We start from the raw sequence: 14,444 nt of genomic DNA, 5'->3' as shown, positions 1-14,444 counted from the left end.
CCGGCAGCCGAGGAGGTCGAATGATCCGTTCCCTGTTGTACGCCAGCGACCTTGGCGTGTACGCGCCATTCGTCATGCAACACGCGCTGGCGCTGGCGCGTACCTTCGACGCCAATCTGTATGTGGTGCATGCCGTCGAGCCCATGGGCCAGTTCGCCGAATCCTTGCTGCAGAGCTACCTCGACGCCCGTACCCTCGACCAGTTGCACAGCGAGGGGGTCAACGCGGTGCTGGCCAACATCGAGCAACGGGTGCTGGAAAGCTTTCGCGAGGAGCTGGGCGAGGCGGCCGATCTGGCGGTCATCAAGTCCGTGCGCGTGCGCCAGGGCGATCCGGCCCAGGTGGTCCTCGACCAGGCCGAGTGTCTGCAAGCCGACCTGTTGGTGTTCGGTAGCCACAGTCACGGTGCGGGCGTGGACGTGCCGATCGGCCGCACCGCCGTACGGTTGCTGCAATTGGCCCAGGTTCCGGTCTACATGGTTCCGCTTTCGCCTCACCTAGGGCGTAGGAAAGTTTGAACGGTACCGGTCAGAAATTTCCCTACCACTAGGGCGAAAAAGTTCTAGATTTATTTCGTTGACCACTCATATAGTTATAACCCGTGCCGCTCGCCGCTGACCTACGCCGATTCGAGGTATACCTATGAAGCTCCAACAACTGCGCTACATCTGGGAAGTGGCGCATCACGACCTCAACGTATCGGCCACGGCGCAGAGCCTCTATACCTCGCAGCCCGGCATCAGCAAGCAGATCCGCTTGCTCGAAGACGAACTGGGCGTCGAAGTCTTCGCCCGCAGCGGCAAGCACCTGACCCGCGTCACCCCGGCAGGCGAGCGCATCATCACCACCGCAGGCGAGATCCTGCGCAAGGTCGAAAGCATCAAGCAGATCGCCCAGGAATTCTCCAACGAGAAAAAAGGCACGCTGTCCATCGCCACCACCCACACCCAGGCGCGTTACGCCTTGCCGCCCGTGATCAGCAACTTCATCAAGCAGTACCCTGAAGTGGCCCTGCACATGCATCAGGGTTCGCCCATGCAGATCGCCGAAATGGCCGCAGACGGTACCGTCGACTTCGCCATCGCCACCGAGGCGCTGGAGTTGTTCAACGACCTGATCATGATGCCGTGCTACAAGTGGAACCGTTGCGTGGTGGTGCCTCAGGGCCATGCCCTGACCAAGCTGCCCAAGCTCACGCTCGAAGCCTTGGCCGAATACCCCATCGTCACCTACGTGTTCGGCTTCACCGGCCGTTCGAAGCTCGACGAAGCGTTCAACCAACTGGGTCTGGTGCCCAAAGTGGTGTTCACCGCCGCCGATGCCGACGTCATCAAGACGTACGTGCGCCTGGGGTTAGGGGTGGGCATCGTGGCCGGCATGGCGGTCGATGCCAAGCTCGACAACGATCTGGTGGCGCTCGATGCCAGCGAGCTGTTCGAGCCGAGCATCACCAAGATCGGTTTCCGTCGCGGCACCTTCCTGCGTGGCTTCATGTGCGACTTCATCGAGCGGTTCGCCCCACACCTGACCCGTGAGGTAATGGCCAAGGCCATTCAGTGCCATAACAAGCAGGAGCTCGAGGCGCTGTTCGAAGGGGTAGAGCTGCCCGTGCACTGAGGGCGAGGTCCTGACGAAGCGCGGTGCCTGGATTGGGCCGACGGTGCCGGCCTTCGTGACCGATCAGAGCGTCGATGGCCGGTATTACTCTGTTGGAGCGGCTTTAGCCGCGCTGGCCGGCATTGCCGGCCCAATGACTGCGACACCATCTTATGAAGAGCAAGCGGCATCTGAATCCAGGCCGCCGTCGCCAGCCTTCGAGAATAAGGCCAGTCGCCCCTACAGCTGACGGCGAAGGGGCGCTATCACCGTCGTTGGCAGTGGGCCTCAGGCCTTGCTGATCAGATTACCCGCGTGCAACCCGCACTCCTTTTGCGTCGCTTCCTCCCACCACCAACGTCCTTCGCGCTCGTGCTGGCGTGGCAGGACCGGCCGGGTGCAGGGTTCGCAGCCGATGCTGATGAAACCGCGCTCGTGCAGGCTGTTGTAGGGCAGTTCGAGCATGCGGATGTAACCCCAGACTTCTTCGCTGGTCATCTGCGCCAGGGGGTTGAACTTGTACAGCGGCCGCTCGGGCGTGGAGAAAGCACCGTCGATTTCCAGCACCGGTACCTGGCTACGGGTACCCGGGCTCTGGTCGCGGCGCTGGCCGGTGGCCCAGGCGCGCACGGTCGACAGTTTGCGCCGCAGGGGTTCGATCTTGCGGATGCCGCAGCATTCGCCATGGCCGTCGCGATAGAAACTGAACAGGCCCTTTTCCTTGACGAAGGCGTCGAGCCGGTCACGGTCCGGGCTGAGCAGTTCGATGGGCAGGTTGTATTGCTCGCGGACCTGCTCGATGAAGCGATAGGTCTCCGGGTGCAGGCGCCCGGTGTCGAGGCTGAACACCTTGACCTGCTTGTTGAGTTTCCAGGCCATGTCCACCAGCACCACGTCCTCGGCACCGCTGAAGGAGATCCACAAGTCGTCGCCGAAGTGCTCGAAGGCGAGTTTGAGGATGTCCTGTGGGGACTTGCTGGCGTAGGCCGCGGCCAGGGCGGCGACGTCGAAAGGTTGGCTCATCGGGCGGTTTCCATCGTGAAAGTGGCGCTGGGCGCTCGTAGTGGGCCGATGGTAACAAAAAACGACGACCGGGCGAGGCGGGTGCAAGCGCGGCCACGCAGTGGGAAGCGTTCCCTCGGGCAGGCGTCAGGCAGCATCCGGGCAACCTTCAGCCGCTACAACCCTTGCAACGTTTCCATCAACACCCGCACCTTGGCGATCGACTCTTCGTATTCCGCCTGCCAGTCCGAATCGGCCACCACGGCGCCGCCGCCCCAGCAACTGACCTGACCGTCCTTGACCAGCAGGCTACGAATGGCGATCGAGCTGTCCATCTCGCCGCGCACGTCCAGGTAGAGCAGGGAGCCGCAGTACAACGCCCGGCGATGGGGTTCCAGCTCGTCGATGATCTGCATGGCGCGGATCTTCGGGGCGCCGGTGATCGAACCGCCGGGAAAGCTGCCTGCGATCAGGTCCAGGGCATCGTTGCCCGGCGCCAGACGGCCGGTGACGCTGCTCACCAGATGGTGGACGTTGGGGTAGCTCTCCAGGCTGAACAGCTCCGGCACCCGCACCGAGCCGATCTCGCAGCTGCGCCCCAGATCGTTGCGCAACAGGTCGACGATCATCAGGTTTTCCGAGCGGTCCTTGGGGCTTGCGAGCAGCTCGCGGGCGTTGGCGGCGTCTTGCTCCGCAGTGCTGGCGCGGGGGCGGGTACCCTTGATCGGCCGGGTTTCCACCTGCTTGTCACGCACCTGGATGAAGCGCTCGGGGGAAAAGCTCAACAGCGCCGTGCCATCGGCCAATTGCATGAAACCCGAGAACGGCGTGGGGCAGGCGCTGCGCAGTGCCTGATAGGCGTGCCAGGGGTCGCCCGCGCATGGCGCGCGGAAGCGTTGCGTCAGGTTGATCTGGTAGCAGTCGCCGGCCTGGATGTAGGCCTGCACACGGTCGAAGGCCTGGCGGTACTGCTGGCGGTCGAGGTCGCCGCGCATCGCTGCCAGCAGGCGGAAACCCGTGCGCTGTGGCGCCGCGCTGGTGTCGAACAGGCGCACAAGGCGGGCGCGTTCGTGCGCTTCGATCCGCGGGTGGAAGACCAGTTGGCTGGTGCGCAAACGGTGGTCGCTGATCAGCGCCCAGCCATACAGGCCCAAGTGCGCGTCGGGCAGGCCGAGGTCGTCCACGGCGCAGGCCGGCAGCGGCTCCAGGCGGCGGCCGAAGTCGTAGCTCAGGTAGCCGATCAGCCCGCCCGCGAAGGGTAGCTCGCAGCCTTCCGGCAGCGCCGCGTCGCCCAATCCATGCAAGGCCTCGCGCAGGCGCCGCAGGTAGGTTGCGCCCACCTCAGAGGCACGCGCTTGCAGCTGTTGCAGCGGCCAGGCGCTGAGCAGGTCGAAGCGGCCGCGCTCGGCGCCGGGCCGCGCGCTGTCGAGCAGTACGGCGCCCGGTGCCTCGCGCACGTGGGCGAAATACACGGCGGGGTCGGGCTGATAGGGCAGAGGATGGAGCGTACAGGTCGGCATCAGTCGGGACAGTGATGGCAAAGCGGGGAGTGCGATTGTAGTCCGCTGTAGTAAGGGCGCCTAGGCTCTGTGTGAAAAGCCTTGAAGCGACGCTCAGGCAAGAGCAATGCAGGCGGGCGCCTGGCGCAGGCGTTCAGGCCCGGCAAGGTATTGAGGCGCAACGTCCCCAGGGCAACGACACCCTCTTTCAACGCATGCGCATCGACACCTGCGCAATGCGCCTGGGCGCTTGACGCGCGCCCCGCGCACTCGCGCCGTTCGCCCATGGCGCGCTTGCCGCCGAACATATTGCAGTGCCGGGCGAACCCGGCCCTGGTCAATGCGTCGGCACGTGCCCGAACAAGCCTTGGGCGACCTTCACCCGCTGCTCGGCGTCTTCGCTCAGCCCGTCCTTGGCCAGCGCTTCGAGGTGGGCCTCGATGGCATGGGTGCGCTGGGTCAGGCCGCAGTCGTTGGCGATCTGGATGTTCAGGCCCGGACGGGCGTTGAGTTCCAGGATCAGCGGGCCTTTGTCCTGGTCCAGCACCATGTCCACCCCGATGTAGCCCAACCCGCACAGTTCATAGCAGCTGGCGGCCAGTTTCATGAAACCGTCCCAGGTCGGCAGTTGTACGCCGTCGACCGAGTTGGTGGTGTCGGGGTGCTTGCTGATGATGCGGTTCAGCCAGGTGCCGCGCAGGGTCACGCCAGTGGCCAGGTCCACGCCCACGCCGATCGCGCCCTGGTGCAGGTTGGCCTTGCCGCCGGACTGCCGGGTCGGCAGGCGCAGCATGGCCATCACCGGGTAGCCCATCAGCACGATGATGCGGATGTCCGGCACGCCTTCGTAGCTGATGCTCTTGAAGATCTGGTCGGGGGTGACGCGGTACTCGATCAGCGCGCGGTCGCGGTGCCCGCCCAGCGAGTACAGGCCGGTGAGGATGCTCGATACCTGGTGCTCGATCTCCTCGTGGCTGATGATCTTGCCCGACACCGTGCGATAGCGATCCTCGAAGCGGTCGGCGACCACCAGGATGCCGTCGCCACCGGCGCCCTGCGCCGGCTTGATGACGAAATCGCTGCGCCCGCCGATGATCTCGTGCAGCGTGTCGATCTGCTTCTCGGTCTCGATGATGCCGTACATCTCCGGCACATGGATGCCGGCGGCCAGAGCCCGCTCCTTGGTGATGATCTTGTCGTCCACCACCGGGTACAGGCTGCGCTTGTTGTACTTGAGCACATAGTCGGCGTTACGCCGGTTGATGCCCATGATGCCCCGCGCTTCCAGGGCTCGCCAGGTCTTGATCAGTCCGAACATCAGCCGTCAGCCTTTTTCAGGAACGCCTTGAAGCGCACGAGCTCGGTCAGGCGGTAGCCGCGGTAGCGACCCATCGCCAGCATGAAGCCCACCAGGATCAACAGCACGGCCGGGAAGGTGAAGACGAAGTACACCAGCTCCGGCACCATCATCAGCAGGTGCGCCAGGGACGCAGCGAACAGCGTGCCGATGGCGACCTTCATGGCATGGCCGCCGCCACGCTCTTCCCAGGTGATCGACAGCCGCTCGATGGTCATGGTCAGGATCACCATCGGGAACAGCGCCACCGACAGCCCACGCTCCAGACCCAGCTTATGGCTGAACAGGCTGATGGCGGCGATCAGCACCACGACGAAGGTCAGCACCACCGACAGGCGCGGCAGCATCTGCAGCTTGAGGTGCTCCAGGTACGAGCGCAGCGACAGGCCGAGCGCGGTGATCACCGTGAACAGCACGATGCCGAAGCCCAGTTGCGTTTCGCGGAAGGCCAGGGCGATCAGCACCGGGGTGAAGGTGCCCAGGGTCTGGATGCCGATCAGGTTGCGCAGCACCAGGATCACCAGCACGCCGATGGGGATCATGACCATGATCATGAAGGTCTGCTGGGTTTGCAGGGGCAGGCTGTACAGCGAGTATTCGAGGAAGTCCGCGTCGGTGTTCTCGTCGGTCAGCTTGGCCAGGCGGATGGCGTTCATCTCGCTGTTGTTGAGGCTGAAGGTGACGTTGGCGCGCTTGCCGCCATCGACGGTGATCAGGTTGTCGTCGCCGCTCCACCACATCAGGCGGTCGCTGGGCAGGCCCTGTTCGCCGGTGTCGGGGTTGAAGTACAGCCAGTCGTTGCCGTTGAAGCTGCGCAGCCACAGTTCGGGTGTTTGCGGCGTGTCGGCGACCAGGCGGATGGTATGCACCTTTTCCATCGGCACGTGGGCGATGGACAGCAGCAGGTCGATGACCTTGGCTTTGTTCAGCGCCGAGGTGTCGCCGGCCAGCAGCAGCTTGACGTTGTCGTCGTTGAGGTTGTTGACGCGCTTGATGGTCTCGCCGACGAAGGTTTCGACATCGGCCGAGTGCTGGCGGATCGGCGCCATCAAGGCTTCTGCCGCGACCTTCTCCGGCCCCTCGACGGCCAGGCTGTCGCGGAAGGTCGGGCCTTTGATCTTGGCCTTTTCGGTGCTGTAGCGCTTGGTCAGCACCAGTCGGTAATAGAGGGTCTGGTTGCCGCTGGCGCGGCGTGCCGACCAGGTCACCTTGCGGTTGCCGTCGGCGCGGTTGACGCTCACGCCGTAATTGTTGGAGATGAAGCTCTCGTTGAGGCTGACGTAATCGCGATTGAGCGGCGGCACGAACATCTGCACCTTGACCGGGTCCTTGGAACTGGCCACGAACTCGACCTTGGCGTCGATGTTCCACAAGTCGTCGGTCTCGTCTTCGGTCACCGGAATGCCGAGGAAGAAAATCTGATAGGCCGTGACCATGATGCCCAGCAGCACCAGGACGGTGATCAGGACTTTCAGGTGAAGGGTAAGAGAACGCATCGGAATTACTCTGCGGTAGGAGCTTCGGGGGCACAGGCAGGTTTGCCGGCCGCGTATTTGAGGCTTGGATCGACTACGGCGCTGAAGTGCTTGAGCGCCTCGGAGCCGATCAACAGGGGAAACTGGAAGGCGCTGCGGTCGGTGAGGTTGACCTCGATGGTGCGCTGTGTGCGGCCCATGCAGACCTCCAGTTCGATGACCGGGCGAGCAGTGTAGGCCTTGCCCGATTCGCCGTCGTAGTCGCCGGCGCGGCGCTTGATCTTGCTGACCCTGGCCAAGGGGCGTTCGATAGGGTGTTTGTGCGCGCTGTCGATGCCCAGGTAGAAGCGTACCCAACTTTCCCCATCGCGCTTGAAGCGCTTGATGTCGCGTGCGCTGAGCGAAGCGGTCTTGGCGCCGGTGTCGAGCTTGGCGGCCACTTCCAGATCGAGACCGCCCAGGCGGGCGTACTCGTTCAGACCGTAGACGGTCTTGTCCGCCGCCTGGACGAAGGCGGGCAGCAGAAGCAGGCAGAGCAGCGATAGAGCGGGTGTGGGTTTCATAATCCTGGCGCAATGCGGTGCGAAGTTGGGGCGGACGGTGGGCACCGCCAAACGGCGCGGCAGTCTAGCACGCTGAGGTGCGGACGCCAGCGGGCGGCGTTCTGACAGCGAAGCGGGAAGGGAGTTTCTCCAGGCTATGATTGTCGACAATCTGCGTAATCGACATTGACCGGTGGTCAGTTAATGGCTAGCTTTGCGCTTAACAGCGTCCAGGGTGTCGACAATAATGCAAGCTACCGCCGTATCCCCACAGAGCACCGCCGACGATGTCGAAACCCTCTCGGAGCATGTGTTCCGGCGCATCCAGGCAGCGATCATCCAGGGCGACATCGCCCCCGGCAGCAAGATTTCCGAGCCTGAACTGGCCCGCACCTACGGCATCAGCCGCGGCCCCTTGCGCGAGGCCATCCACCGCCTCGAGGGCCAGCGTCTGGTGGTGCGCGTACCGCATGTCGGTGCCCGCGTGGTGTCGTTGAGCACGCGCGAGCTGATCGAGCTGTACCAGATTCGCGAATCGCTCGAAGGCATGGCCTGCCGTCTGGCCGCCGAACACATGAGCGCCGAGCAGATCCAGGCCCTGCGCCAGGTGCTCGACACCCACGAGCAAGACGCCGCCTTCCAGGCGGGGCTGGGCTACTACCAGCAGGAAGGCGACTACGATTTCCATTACCGGATCATTCACGGCAGCGGCAACCAGACCTTGGTGCAGATGCTCTGCGGCGAGCTGTACCAACTGGTGCGCATGTACCGCATCCAGTTCTCCAGCACGCCCAATCGCCCGCATCAGGCTTTCGCCGAACACCACCGCATCCTCGACGCCATCGAAGCCGGAGACGGCGAACTGGCCGAATTGTTGATGCGTCGCCACATCGGCGCGTCGCGCCGCAACATCGAGCGCCATGCACTGGCCGCCGACTCTCCCAGCCCCCGAGGTGATCAATGAGCAGCACGCGTACCCCCGGCCAACGCTTTCGCGAAGCGGTCGCCGCCGAGCATCCCTTGCAAGTGGTCGGCACCATCAACGCCAACCATGCCCTGTTGGCCAAGCGGGCCGGCTTCAAGGCCATCTACCTCTCCGGCGGCGGCGTCGCGGCCGGCTCATTGGGCCTGCCGGATCTGGGCATCAGCGGCCTGGACGATGTGTTGACCGACGTGCGCCGCATCACCGACGTCTGCGACCTGCCGCTGCTGGTGGACATCGACACCGGCTTCGGCGCTTCGGCCTTCAACGTGGCGCGCACCGTGCGCGCGATGGATAAATTCGGCGCGGCTGCGGTGCACATCGAGGACCAGGTGGGCGCCAAGCGCTGCGGCCATCGGCCGAACAAGGCCATCGTCACGCAGCAGGAGATGGTCGACCGCATCAAGGCCGCCGTGGACGCGCGTCTGGACGACAGCTTCGTGATCATGGCGCGCACCGACGCGCTGGCCGTCGAAGGCCTGGACGCCGCCCTGGACCGCGCCGCCGCCTGCGTCGAGGCCGGTGCCGACATGATCTTCCCCGAGGCCATCACCGAACTGTCCATGTACCGGACCTTCGTCGACCGCGTCGGCGTGCCGGTGCTGGCCAACATCACCGAATTCGGTGCCACGCCGCTGTTCACCACCGAGCAGTTGGCCTCGGTCGACGTGTCGCTGGTGCTCTATCCGCTGTCGGCGTTCCGCGCCATGAACAAGGCCGCCGAAAACGTCTACGCCGCGCTGCGCCGCGACGGCACCCAGCAGCAGGTGCTCGACACCATGCAAACGCGCATGGAGCTGTACGACGCCATCGGCTACCACGCCTTCGAGCAACATCTGGATGCGCTTTTTTCCCCGGGGAAAGGCTGACACCCGCTACACCTGACAAGCCGATGACTCCCTGACAATTTCAATAAAAGGAGCAACACCATGGCCGAAGCAAAAGTACTGAGTGGCGCAGGCCTGCGTGGCCAGGTCGCCGGGCAGACCGCGCTGTCCACCGTGGGCCAGGCCGGCGCCGGGCTCACCTACCGCGGCTACGACGTACGCGATCTCGCCGCCCATGCCGAATTCGAAGAAGTCGCCTACCTGCTGCTCTACGGCGAGTTGCCCAGCGGCGCCCAGCTGGACGAATACAAGACCACGCTCAAGGGCTTGCGCAACCTGCCCCAGGCGCTCAAGGACGTGCTCGAACGCATCCCCCGCGACACCCACCCGATGGACGTGATGCGCACCGGCTGTTCGATGCTCGGCACCCTGGAGCCGGAACTGACCTTCGGCGCCCAGCACGACCGTACCGACCGCCTGCTGGCGCTGTTCCCGGCCATCGTCTGCTACTGGTACCGCTTCAGCCATCATGGGGTGCGCATCGACTGCGACAGCGACCAGGGCACCCTTGGCGGTCACTTTCTGGCGTTGCTGCATGGCAAGCCGCCCAGCGCCCTGCACGTCAAAGTGATGAACGTGTCGCTGATCCTCTACGCCGAGCACGAATTCAACGCCTCGACCTTCACCGCACGGGTCTGCGCTTCGACCCTGTCGGACCTGTACTCGTGCATCACCGCTGCCATCGGCTCACTGCGCGGGCCGCTGCACGGCGGCGCCAACGAAGCGGCCATGGAACTGATCGAGCGCTTCGCCAGCCCGCAGGAAGCCACCGCCGAACTGCTGGCCATGCTCGAGCGCAAGGACAAGGTCATGGGCTTCGGCCACGCCATCTACAAGGAGTCCGACCCGCGCAACGAGGTGATCAAGGGCTGGGCCGCCCAGCTCGCCGAAGAAGTGGGCGACCGCGTGCTGTATCCGGTGTCCGAAGCCATCGACAAGACCATGTGGGAGCAGAAGCGCCTGTTCCCCAACGCCGACTTCTACCACGCCTCGGCGTACCACTTCATGGGCATTCCGACCAAGCTGTTCACGCCCATTTTCGTCTGCTCGCGCCTGACCGGCTGGGCCGCCCACGTGTTCGAACAACGCGAGAACAACCGCATCATCCGCCCCAGCGCCGAATACACCGGGGTAGCGCAGCGCCCGTACGTGCCGCTCGACCAGCGTTGAATGCCGCACCGGGGGCTGAGTGCCCCCGGTGGCCGCAGGTGGCACCCGATGACCGTGATAGAGCCCATAACGATATGAACACAGCCTACCGAACCCCTTTGCCCGGCACCGAGCTGGACTATTTCGATGCCCGCGCGGCCGTCGAAGCCTTGCAGCCAGGCGCCTATGCCGGCCTGCCTTACACCTCGCGGGTGCTGGCGGAAAACCTGGTACGCCGCTGCGATCCGGCCACCCTCGACGCCTGCCTAGGACAACTGATCGAGCGCAAGCGCGACCTCGACTTCCCCTGGTACCCGGCCCGCGTGGTGTGCCACGACATCCTCGGGCAGACCGCACTGGTGGACCTGGCCGGCCTGCGCGATGCCATCGCCGACAAGGGCGGCGATCCGGCCCAGGTCAACCCGGTGGTGCCGGTGCAACTGATCGTCGACCATTCGCTGGCCGTGGAATGCGGCGGCTACGACCCACAGGCCTTCGAGAAGAACCGCGCCATCGAAGACCGCCGCAACGAAGACCGCTTCCACTTCATCGACTGGACCAAACAGGCCTTCAAGAACGTCGAGGTGATTCCGCCGGGCAACGGCATCATGCACCAGATCAACCTGGAGAAAATGTCGCCGGTGATCCACAGCGAGCGGGGCGTGGCCTACCCCGACACCTGCGTCGGTACCGACAGCCACACCCCGCACGTCGACGCCTTGGGCGTGATCGCCATCGGCGTGGGTGGCCTGGAGGCGGAGAACGTCATGCTCGGCCGCGCCTCGTGGATGCGCCTGCCGGAAATCGTCGGGGTCGAGCTGCGTGGCCGCCTGGCGCCCAACATCACCGCCACCGACCTGGTGCTGGCTCTGACCGAGTTCCTGCGCCAGCAGAAGGTGGTCGGCGCCTATCTGGAATTCCACGGCGAGGGCGCCCGCGCGCTGACCCTGGGCGATCGCGCGACCATTTCCAACATGGCCCCCGAGTACGGCGCCACCGCTGCCATGTTCGCCATCGACGAACAGACCCTGGACTACCTGCGCCTGACCGGTCGCGAAGCGCAACAGGTGCAGCTCGTAGAAACCTACGCCAAGGTGGCTGGCCTGTGGGCGGACGACCTGGCCGGCGCCCACTACGAGCGCGTGCTCGGCTTCGACCTGGGCAGCGTGGTGCGCAACCTGGCCGGCCCCTCCAACCCCCACGCCCGCGTCGCCACCGGCGACCTCGCCGCGCGCGGCATCGCCGGCGCCTGGGACGACGTGCCGGGGCAGATGCCCGATGGCGCGGTGATCATCGCCGCCATCACCAGTTGCACCAACACCAGCAACCCGCGCAACGTCATCGCCGCCGGCCTGCTGGCGCGCAACGCCAACCGCCTGGGGCTGACGCGCAAACCGTGGGTCAAGTCGTCGCTGGCGCCGGGTTCGCGTGCGGTGCAGTTGTACTTGCAGGAAGCGGGGCTGGAGCGGGAGCTGGAGCAGTTGGGCTTCGGCATCGTCGCCTTCGCCTGCACCACCTGCAACGGTATGTCCGGCGCCCTCGACCCACAGATCCAGCAGGAGATCATCGACCGCGACCTGTACGCCACGGCCGTGCTGTCGGGCAACCGCAACTTCGACGGGCGCATCCACCCCTACGCCAAGCAGGCGTTCCTCGCTTCACCGCCGCTGGTGGTGGCCTACGCGCTGGCCGGCACCATCCGCTTCGACATCGAGAAAGACGTGCTGGGCGTGGTCGACGGCCGCGAGATTCGCCTGGCGGACCTATGGCCCAGCGATGCCGAGGTCGATGCCATGGTCAAGGCGGCGGTCAAGCCGGAGCAGTTCCGCCAGGTGTACATCCCCATGTTCGCCCTCGAAGCCGACAGCGGGCCCAAGGTGCCACCGCTGTACGACTGGCGCCCCACCAGTACCTACATCCGCCGCCCGCCGTACTGGGAAGGCGCTCTGGCCGGCACCCGCAGCCTGAGCGGCATGCGCCCGTTGGCGGTGTTGCCGGACAACATCACCACCGACCACCTGTCGCCGTCCAACGCGATCATGCGCGACAGCGCCGCCGGCGAGTACCTGGCGCTGATGGGCGTGCCGGAAGAAGACTTCAACTCCTACGCCACCCACCGCGGCGACCACCTGACCGCGCAGCGCGCCACGTTCGCCAACCCCAAGCTGTTCAACGAAATGGTCCGCGATGCCGACGGCAAGGTGCGCCAGGGTTCGTTGGCGCGCCTGGAGCCGGAAGGGCAGGTGGTGCGCATGTGGGAGGCCATCGAAACCTACATGGCGCGCAAGCAGCCGCTGATCATCGTCGCCGGTGGCGACTACGGCCAGGGTTCGTCGCGCGACTGGGCGGCCAAGGGTGTGCGCCTGGCCGGGGTGGAAGCCATCGTCGCCGAAGGTTTCGAGCGCATCCATCGCACCAACCTGGTGGGCATGGGCGTGTTGCCCCTGGAGTTCCACCCCGGCACCACCCGCCACACCCTGGCGCTCGACGGCAGTGAAACCTACGACGTGGTCGGCCCGCGCACCCCGCGCGCCACCCTGACGTTGGTGGTCACCCGGCGCAATGGCGAGCGCGTGGAGGTGCCGGTGACCTGCCGGCTGGATACGGGGGAGGAGGTGTCGATCTACGAGGCCGGTGGCGTGCTGCAGCGCTTTGCCCAGGATTTCCTGGAGGCAGCTGTTTGATCCGACCCACCGCACGATTCAACCCGCCAGCGTCCGCCACGGCAGCGCTGGCCTACAGGAACCCACCATGGCACATGCAGCACAACTGAAGATCGCCGCCACCTACATGCGTGGCGGCACCAGCAAGGGCGTATTCTTCCGCCTGGAAGACCTGCCCGAACCCGCGCAGGTCCCCGGCCCTGCACGCGACGCCTTACTGCTGCGCGTCATCGGCAGCCCCGACCCTTACGGCAAGCAGATCGACGGCATGGGCGGCGCCACTTCCAGCACCAGCAAGGCGGTGATTCTGTCGCCCAGCCAGCGCGACGGTCACGATGTCGACTACCTATTCGGCCAAGTGGCCATCGACCGCGCGTTCGTCGACTGGAGCGGCAATTGCGGGAATCTGTCGGCGGCGGTCGGCGCCTTCGCCATCGCCAGCGGTTTCGTCGAGGCGGCGCGCATTCCCCAGGACGGTGTGGCCACCGTGCGCATCTGGCAGGCCAACATCGGCAAGACGATCGTCGCCCATGTGCCGATCAGCGCGGGCGAGGTGCAGGAAACCGGCGACTTCGAGCTCGACGGCGTGACCTTTCCGGCGGCCGAAGTGCAGTTGGAGTTTCTCGATCCGGCTGCCGACGAAGCGGGCGGCGGCGGGGCTCTGTTCCCGACCGGCAACCTGGTCGACACCCTGGAGGTGCCAGGGATAGGCAGCTTGCAGGCGACCCTGATCGACGCCGGCATCCCGACCATCTTCGTCGATGCCGCCGACCTCGGCTACGCCGGCACCGAGCTGCAGGACGCGATCAACGGCGACCCTGCCGCGCTGGCGCGCTTCGAGACCTTGCGCGCCCACGGCGCCCTGCGCATGGGCCTGATCAGCCGGCTGGAAGAGGCCGCGAACCGCCAGCACACGCCCAAGGTGGCCTTCGTCGCGCCCCCCGCCAGCTATACGGCCTCCAGCGGTAAAATGGTGCAGGCCGAAGACATCGACCTGCTGGTGCGGGCCTTGTCCATGGGCAAACTGCACCACGCCATGATGGGCACCGCAGCGGTGGCCATCGGCACGGCTGCGGCGATTCCCGGCACGCTGGTCAATCGGGCGGCAGGCGGCGGGGCGCCTGGTGCGGTCCGCTTCGGGCATCCGTCCGGCAGTTTGCGCGTGGGGGCCGAAGCGCGTCAGGTGGAGGGACAATGGACGGTGACCAAGGCGTTGATGAGTCGCAGTGCACGGGTGCTCATGGAAGGCTGGGTACGGGTGCCGGTGTAGGATCCAACGGTCCTTGCCCCAC

Annotated in this window: 12 protein-coding genes; 7 read left to right on the top strand and 5 right to left on the bottom strand. The window is 65.5% G+C overall.

Going from position 1 to position 14,444, the window contains the following annotated elements:
• Positions 1-20 precede the first annotated feature (20 nt).
• Positions 21-518 (top strand): universal stress protein, encoded by a 498-nt coding sequence (locus AA0Z93_RS00140; RefSeq protein WP_413046872.1) that lies wholly within the window; start codon positions 21-23, stop codon positions 516-518.
• A gap of 124 nt (positions 519-642) precedes the next feature.
• Positions 643-1,617: an HTH-type transcriptional regulator CysB gene (gene cysB / locus AA0Z93_RS00135; RefSeq protein ID WP_413046873.1), complete on the top strand. Its 975-nt coding sequence runs from the start codon at positions 643-645 to the stop codon at positions 1,615-1,617.
• Between the two features lie 267 nt (positions 1,618-1,884).
• Here cysB and AA0Z93_RS00130 read toward each other — a convergent pair whose 3' ends face one another.
• The 5 genes from AA0Z93_RS00130 to AA0Z93_RS00110 form a co-directional block, all read right to left on the bottom strand.
• Positions 1,885-2,619: a phosphoadenylyl-sulfate reductase gene (locus tag AA0Z93_RS00130; protein WP_413046874.1), complete on the bottom strand. Its 735-nt coding sequence runs from the start codon at positions 2,617-2,619 to the stop codon at positions 1,885-1,887.
• Between the two features lie 155 nt (positions 2,620-2,774).
• Positions 2,775-4,118 (bottom strand): aminodeoxychorismate synthase component I, encoded by a 1,344-nt coding sequence (pabB, locus tag AA0Z93_RS00125; RefSeq protein ID WP_413046875.1) that lies wholly within the window; start codon positions 4,116-4,118, stop codon positions 2,775-2,777.
• Positions 4,119-4,434: 316 nt separating this feature from the next.
• On the bottom strand, positions 4,435-5,415 hold the full coding sequence (locus AA0Z93_RS00120) for an alpha-L-glutamate ligase-like protein (protein WP_413046876.1): 981 nt from the start codon (positions 5,413-5,415) through the stop codon (positions 4,435-4,437).
• Complete coding sequence (locus tag AA0Z93_RS00115) at positions 5,415-6,950, bottom strand: inactive transglutaminase family protein (RefSeq protein ID WP_413046877.1); 1,536 nt, start codon at positions 6,948-6,950, stop codon at positions 5,415-5,417. Before AA0Z93_RS00115 ends, AA0Z93_RS00120 begins: the two co-directional genes overlap by 1 nt.
• Before the next feature lie 5 nt (positions 6,951-6,955).
• Entirely contained in the window at positions 6,956-7,492 is a 537-nt protein-coding gene (locus AA0Z93_RS00110; RefSeq protein ID WP_413046878.1) for an ATP-dependent zinc protease, read from the bottom strand.
• A 226-nt stretch (positions 7,493-7,718) separates the two neighbouring features.
• On the opposite strand from AA0Z93_RS00110, the gene AA0Z93_RS00105 reads away from it, so the two are divergent.
• The 5 genes from AA0Z93_RS00105 to prpF all read left to right on the top strand — a co-directional run bounded on the left by AA0Z93_RS00105 (position 7,719) and on the right by prpF (position 14,422).
• Positions 7,719-8,435: a GntR family transcriptional regulator gene (locus AA0Z93_RS00105; RefSeq protein WP_413046879.1), complete on the top strand. Its 717-nt coding sequence runs from the start codon at positions 7,719-7,721 to the stop codon at positions 8,433-8,435.
• Positions 8,432-9,322, top strand: coding sequence for a methylisocitrate lyase (gene prpB / locus AA0Z93_RS00100; RefSeq protein ID WP_413046880.1), 891 nt, complete (start codon positions 8,432-8,434; stop codon positions 9,320-9,322). Before AA0Z93_RS00105 ends, prpB begins: the two co-directional genes overlap by 4 nt.
• Before the next feature lie 60 nt (positions 9,323-9,382).
• The gene (gene prpC, locus AA0Z93_RS00095; RefSeq protein WP_413046881.1) at positions 9,383-10,510 is read left to right on the top strand and encodes a 2-methylcitrate synthase; all 1,128 of its coding nucleotides are present in this window, start codon (positions 9,383-9,385) and stop codon (positions 10,508-10,510) included.
• A 74-nt stretch (positions 10,511-10,584) separates the two neighbouring features.
• Positions 10,585-13,173 carry a Fe/S-dependent 2-methylisocitrate dehydratase AcnD gene (gene acnD, locus AA0Z93_RS00090; protein WP_413046882.1) on the top strand — a complete coding sequence of 863 codons (2,589 nt, stop codon included), beginning with the start codon at positions 10,585-10,587 and terminating at the stop codon, positions 13,171-13,173.
• Between the two features lie 67 nt (positions 13,174-13,240).
• Positions 13,241-14,422 carry a 2-methylaconitate cis-trans isomerase PrpF gene (prpF, locus tag AA0Z93_RS00085; RefSeq protein ID WP_413046883.1) on the top strand — a complete coding sequence of 394 codons (1,182 nt, stop codon included), beginning with the start codon at positions 13,241-13,243 and terminating at the stop codon, positions 14,420-14,422.
• Positions 14,423-14,444 lie beyond the last annotated feature (22 nt).

The sequence above is a fragment of the Pseudomonas phoenicis genome (genome assembly GCF_047302395.1).
Classification (GTDB): Bacteria; Pseudomonadota; Gammaproteobacteria; order Pseudomonadales; family Pseudomonadaceae; genus Aquipseudomonas.
Note: the sequence above shows the minus strand (reverse complement) of the source record. Positions and strands in the feature narration are given on the sequence as shown.

What these genes read in the sequence shown, in the direction of transcription:
- AA0Z93_RS00140 (WP_413046872.1), top strand. Translation starts at nt 21, where the DNA reads ATGATCCGTTCCCTGTTGTACGCCAGCGACCTTGGCGTGTACGCGCCA.
- cysB (WP_413046873.1), top strand. Translation starts at nt 643, where the DNA reads ATGAAGCTCCAACAACTGCGCTACATCTGGGAAGTGGCGCATCACGAC.
- AA0Z93_RS00130 (WP_413046874.1), bottom strand. Translation starts at nt 2,619, where the DNA reads ATGAGCCAACCTTTCGACGTCGCCGCCCTGGCCGCGGCCTACGCCAGC.
- pabB (WP_413046875.1), bottom strand. Translation starts at nt 4,118, where the DNA reads ATGCCGACCTGTACGCTCCATCCTCTGCCCTATCAGCCCGACCCCGCC.
- AA0Z93_RS00120 (WP_413046876.1), bottom strand. Translation starts at nt 5,415, where the DNA reads ATGTTCGGACTGATCAAGACCTGGCGAGCCCTGGAAGCGCGGGGCATC.
- AA0Z93_RS00115 (WP_413046877.1), bottom strand. Translation starts at nt 6,950, where the DNA reads ATGCGTTCTCTTACCCTTCACCTGAAAGTCCTGATCACCGTCCTGGTG.
- AA0Z93_RS00110 (WP_413046878.1), bottom strand. Translation starts at nt 7,492, where the DNA reads ATGAAACCCACACCCGCTCTATCGCTGCTCTGCCTGCTTCTGCTGCCC.
- AA0Z93_RS00105 (WP_413046879.1), top strand. Translation starts at nt 7,719, where the DNA reads ATGCAAGCTACCGCCGTATCCCCACAGAGCACCGCCGACGATGTCGAA.
- prpB (WP_413046880.1), top strand. Translation starts at nt 8,432, where the DNA reads ATGAGCAGCACGCGTACCCCCGGCCAACGCTTTCGCGAAGCGGTCGCC.
- prpC (WP_413046881.1), top strand. Translation starts at nt 9,383, where the DNA reads ATGGCCGAAGCAAAAGTACTGAGTGGCGCAGGCCTGCGTGGCCAGGTC.
- acnD (WP_413046882.1), top strand. Translation starts at nt 10,585, where the DNA reads ATGAACACAGCCTACCGAACCCCTTTGCCCGGCACCGAGCTGGACTAT.
- prpF (WP_413046883.1), top strand. Translation starts at nt 13,241, where the DNA reads ATGGCACATGCAGCACAACTGAAGATCGCCGCCACCTACATGCGTGGC.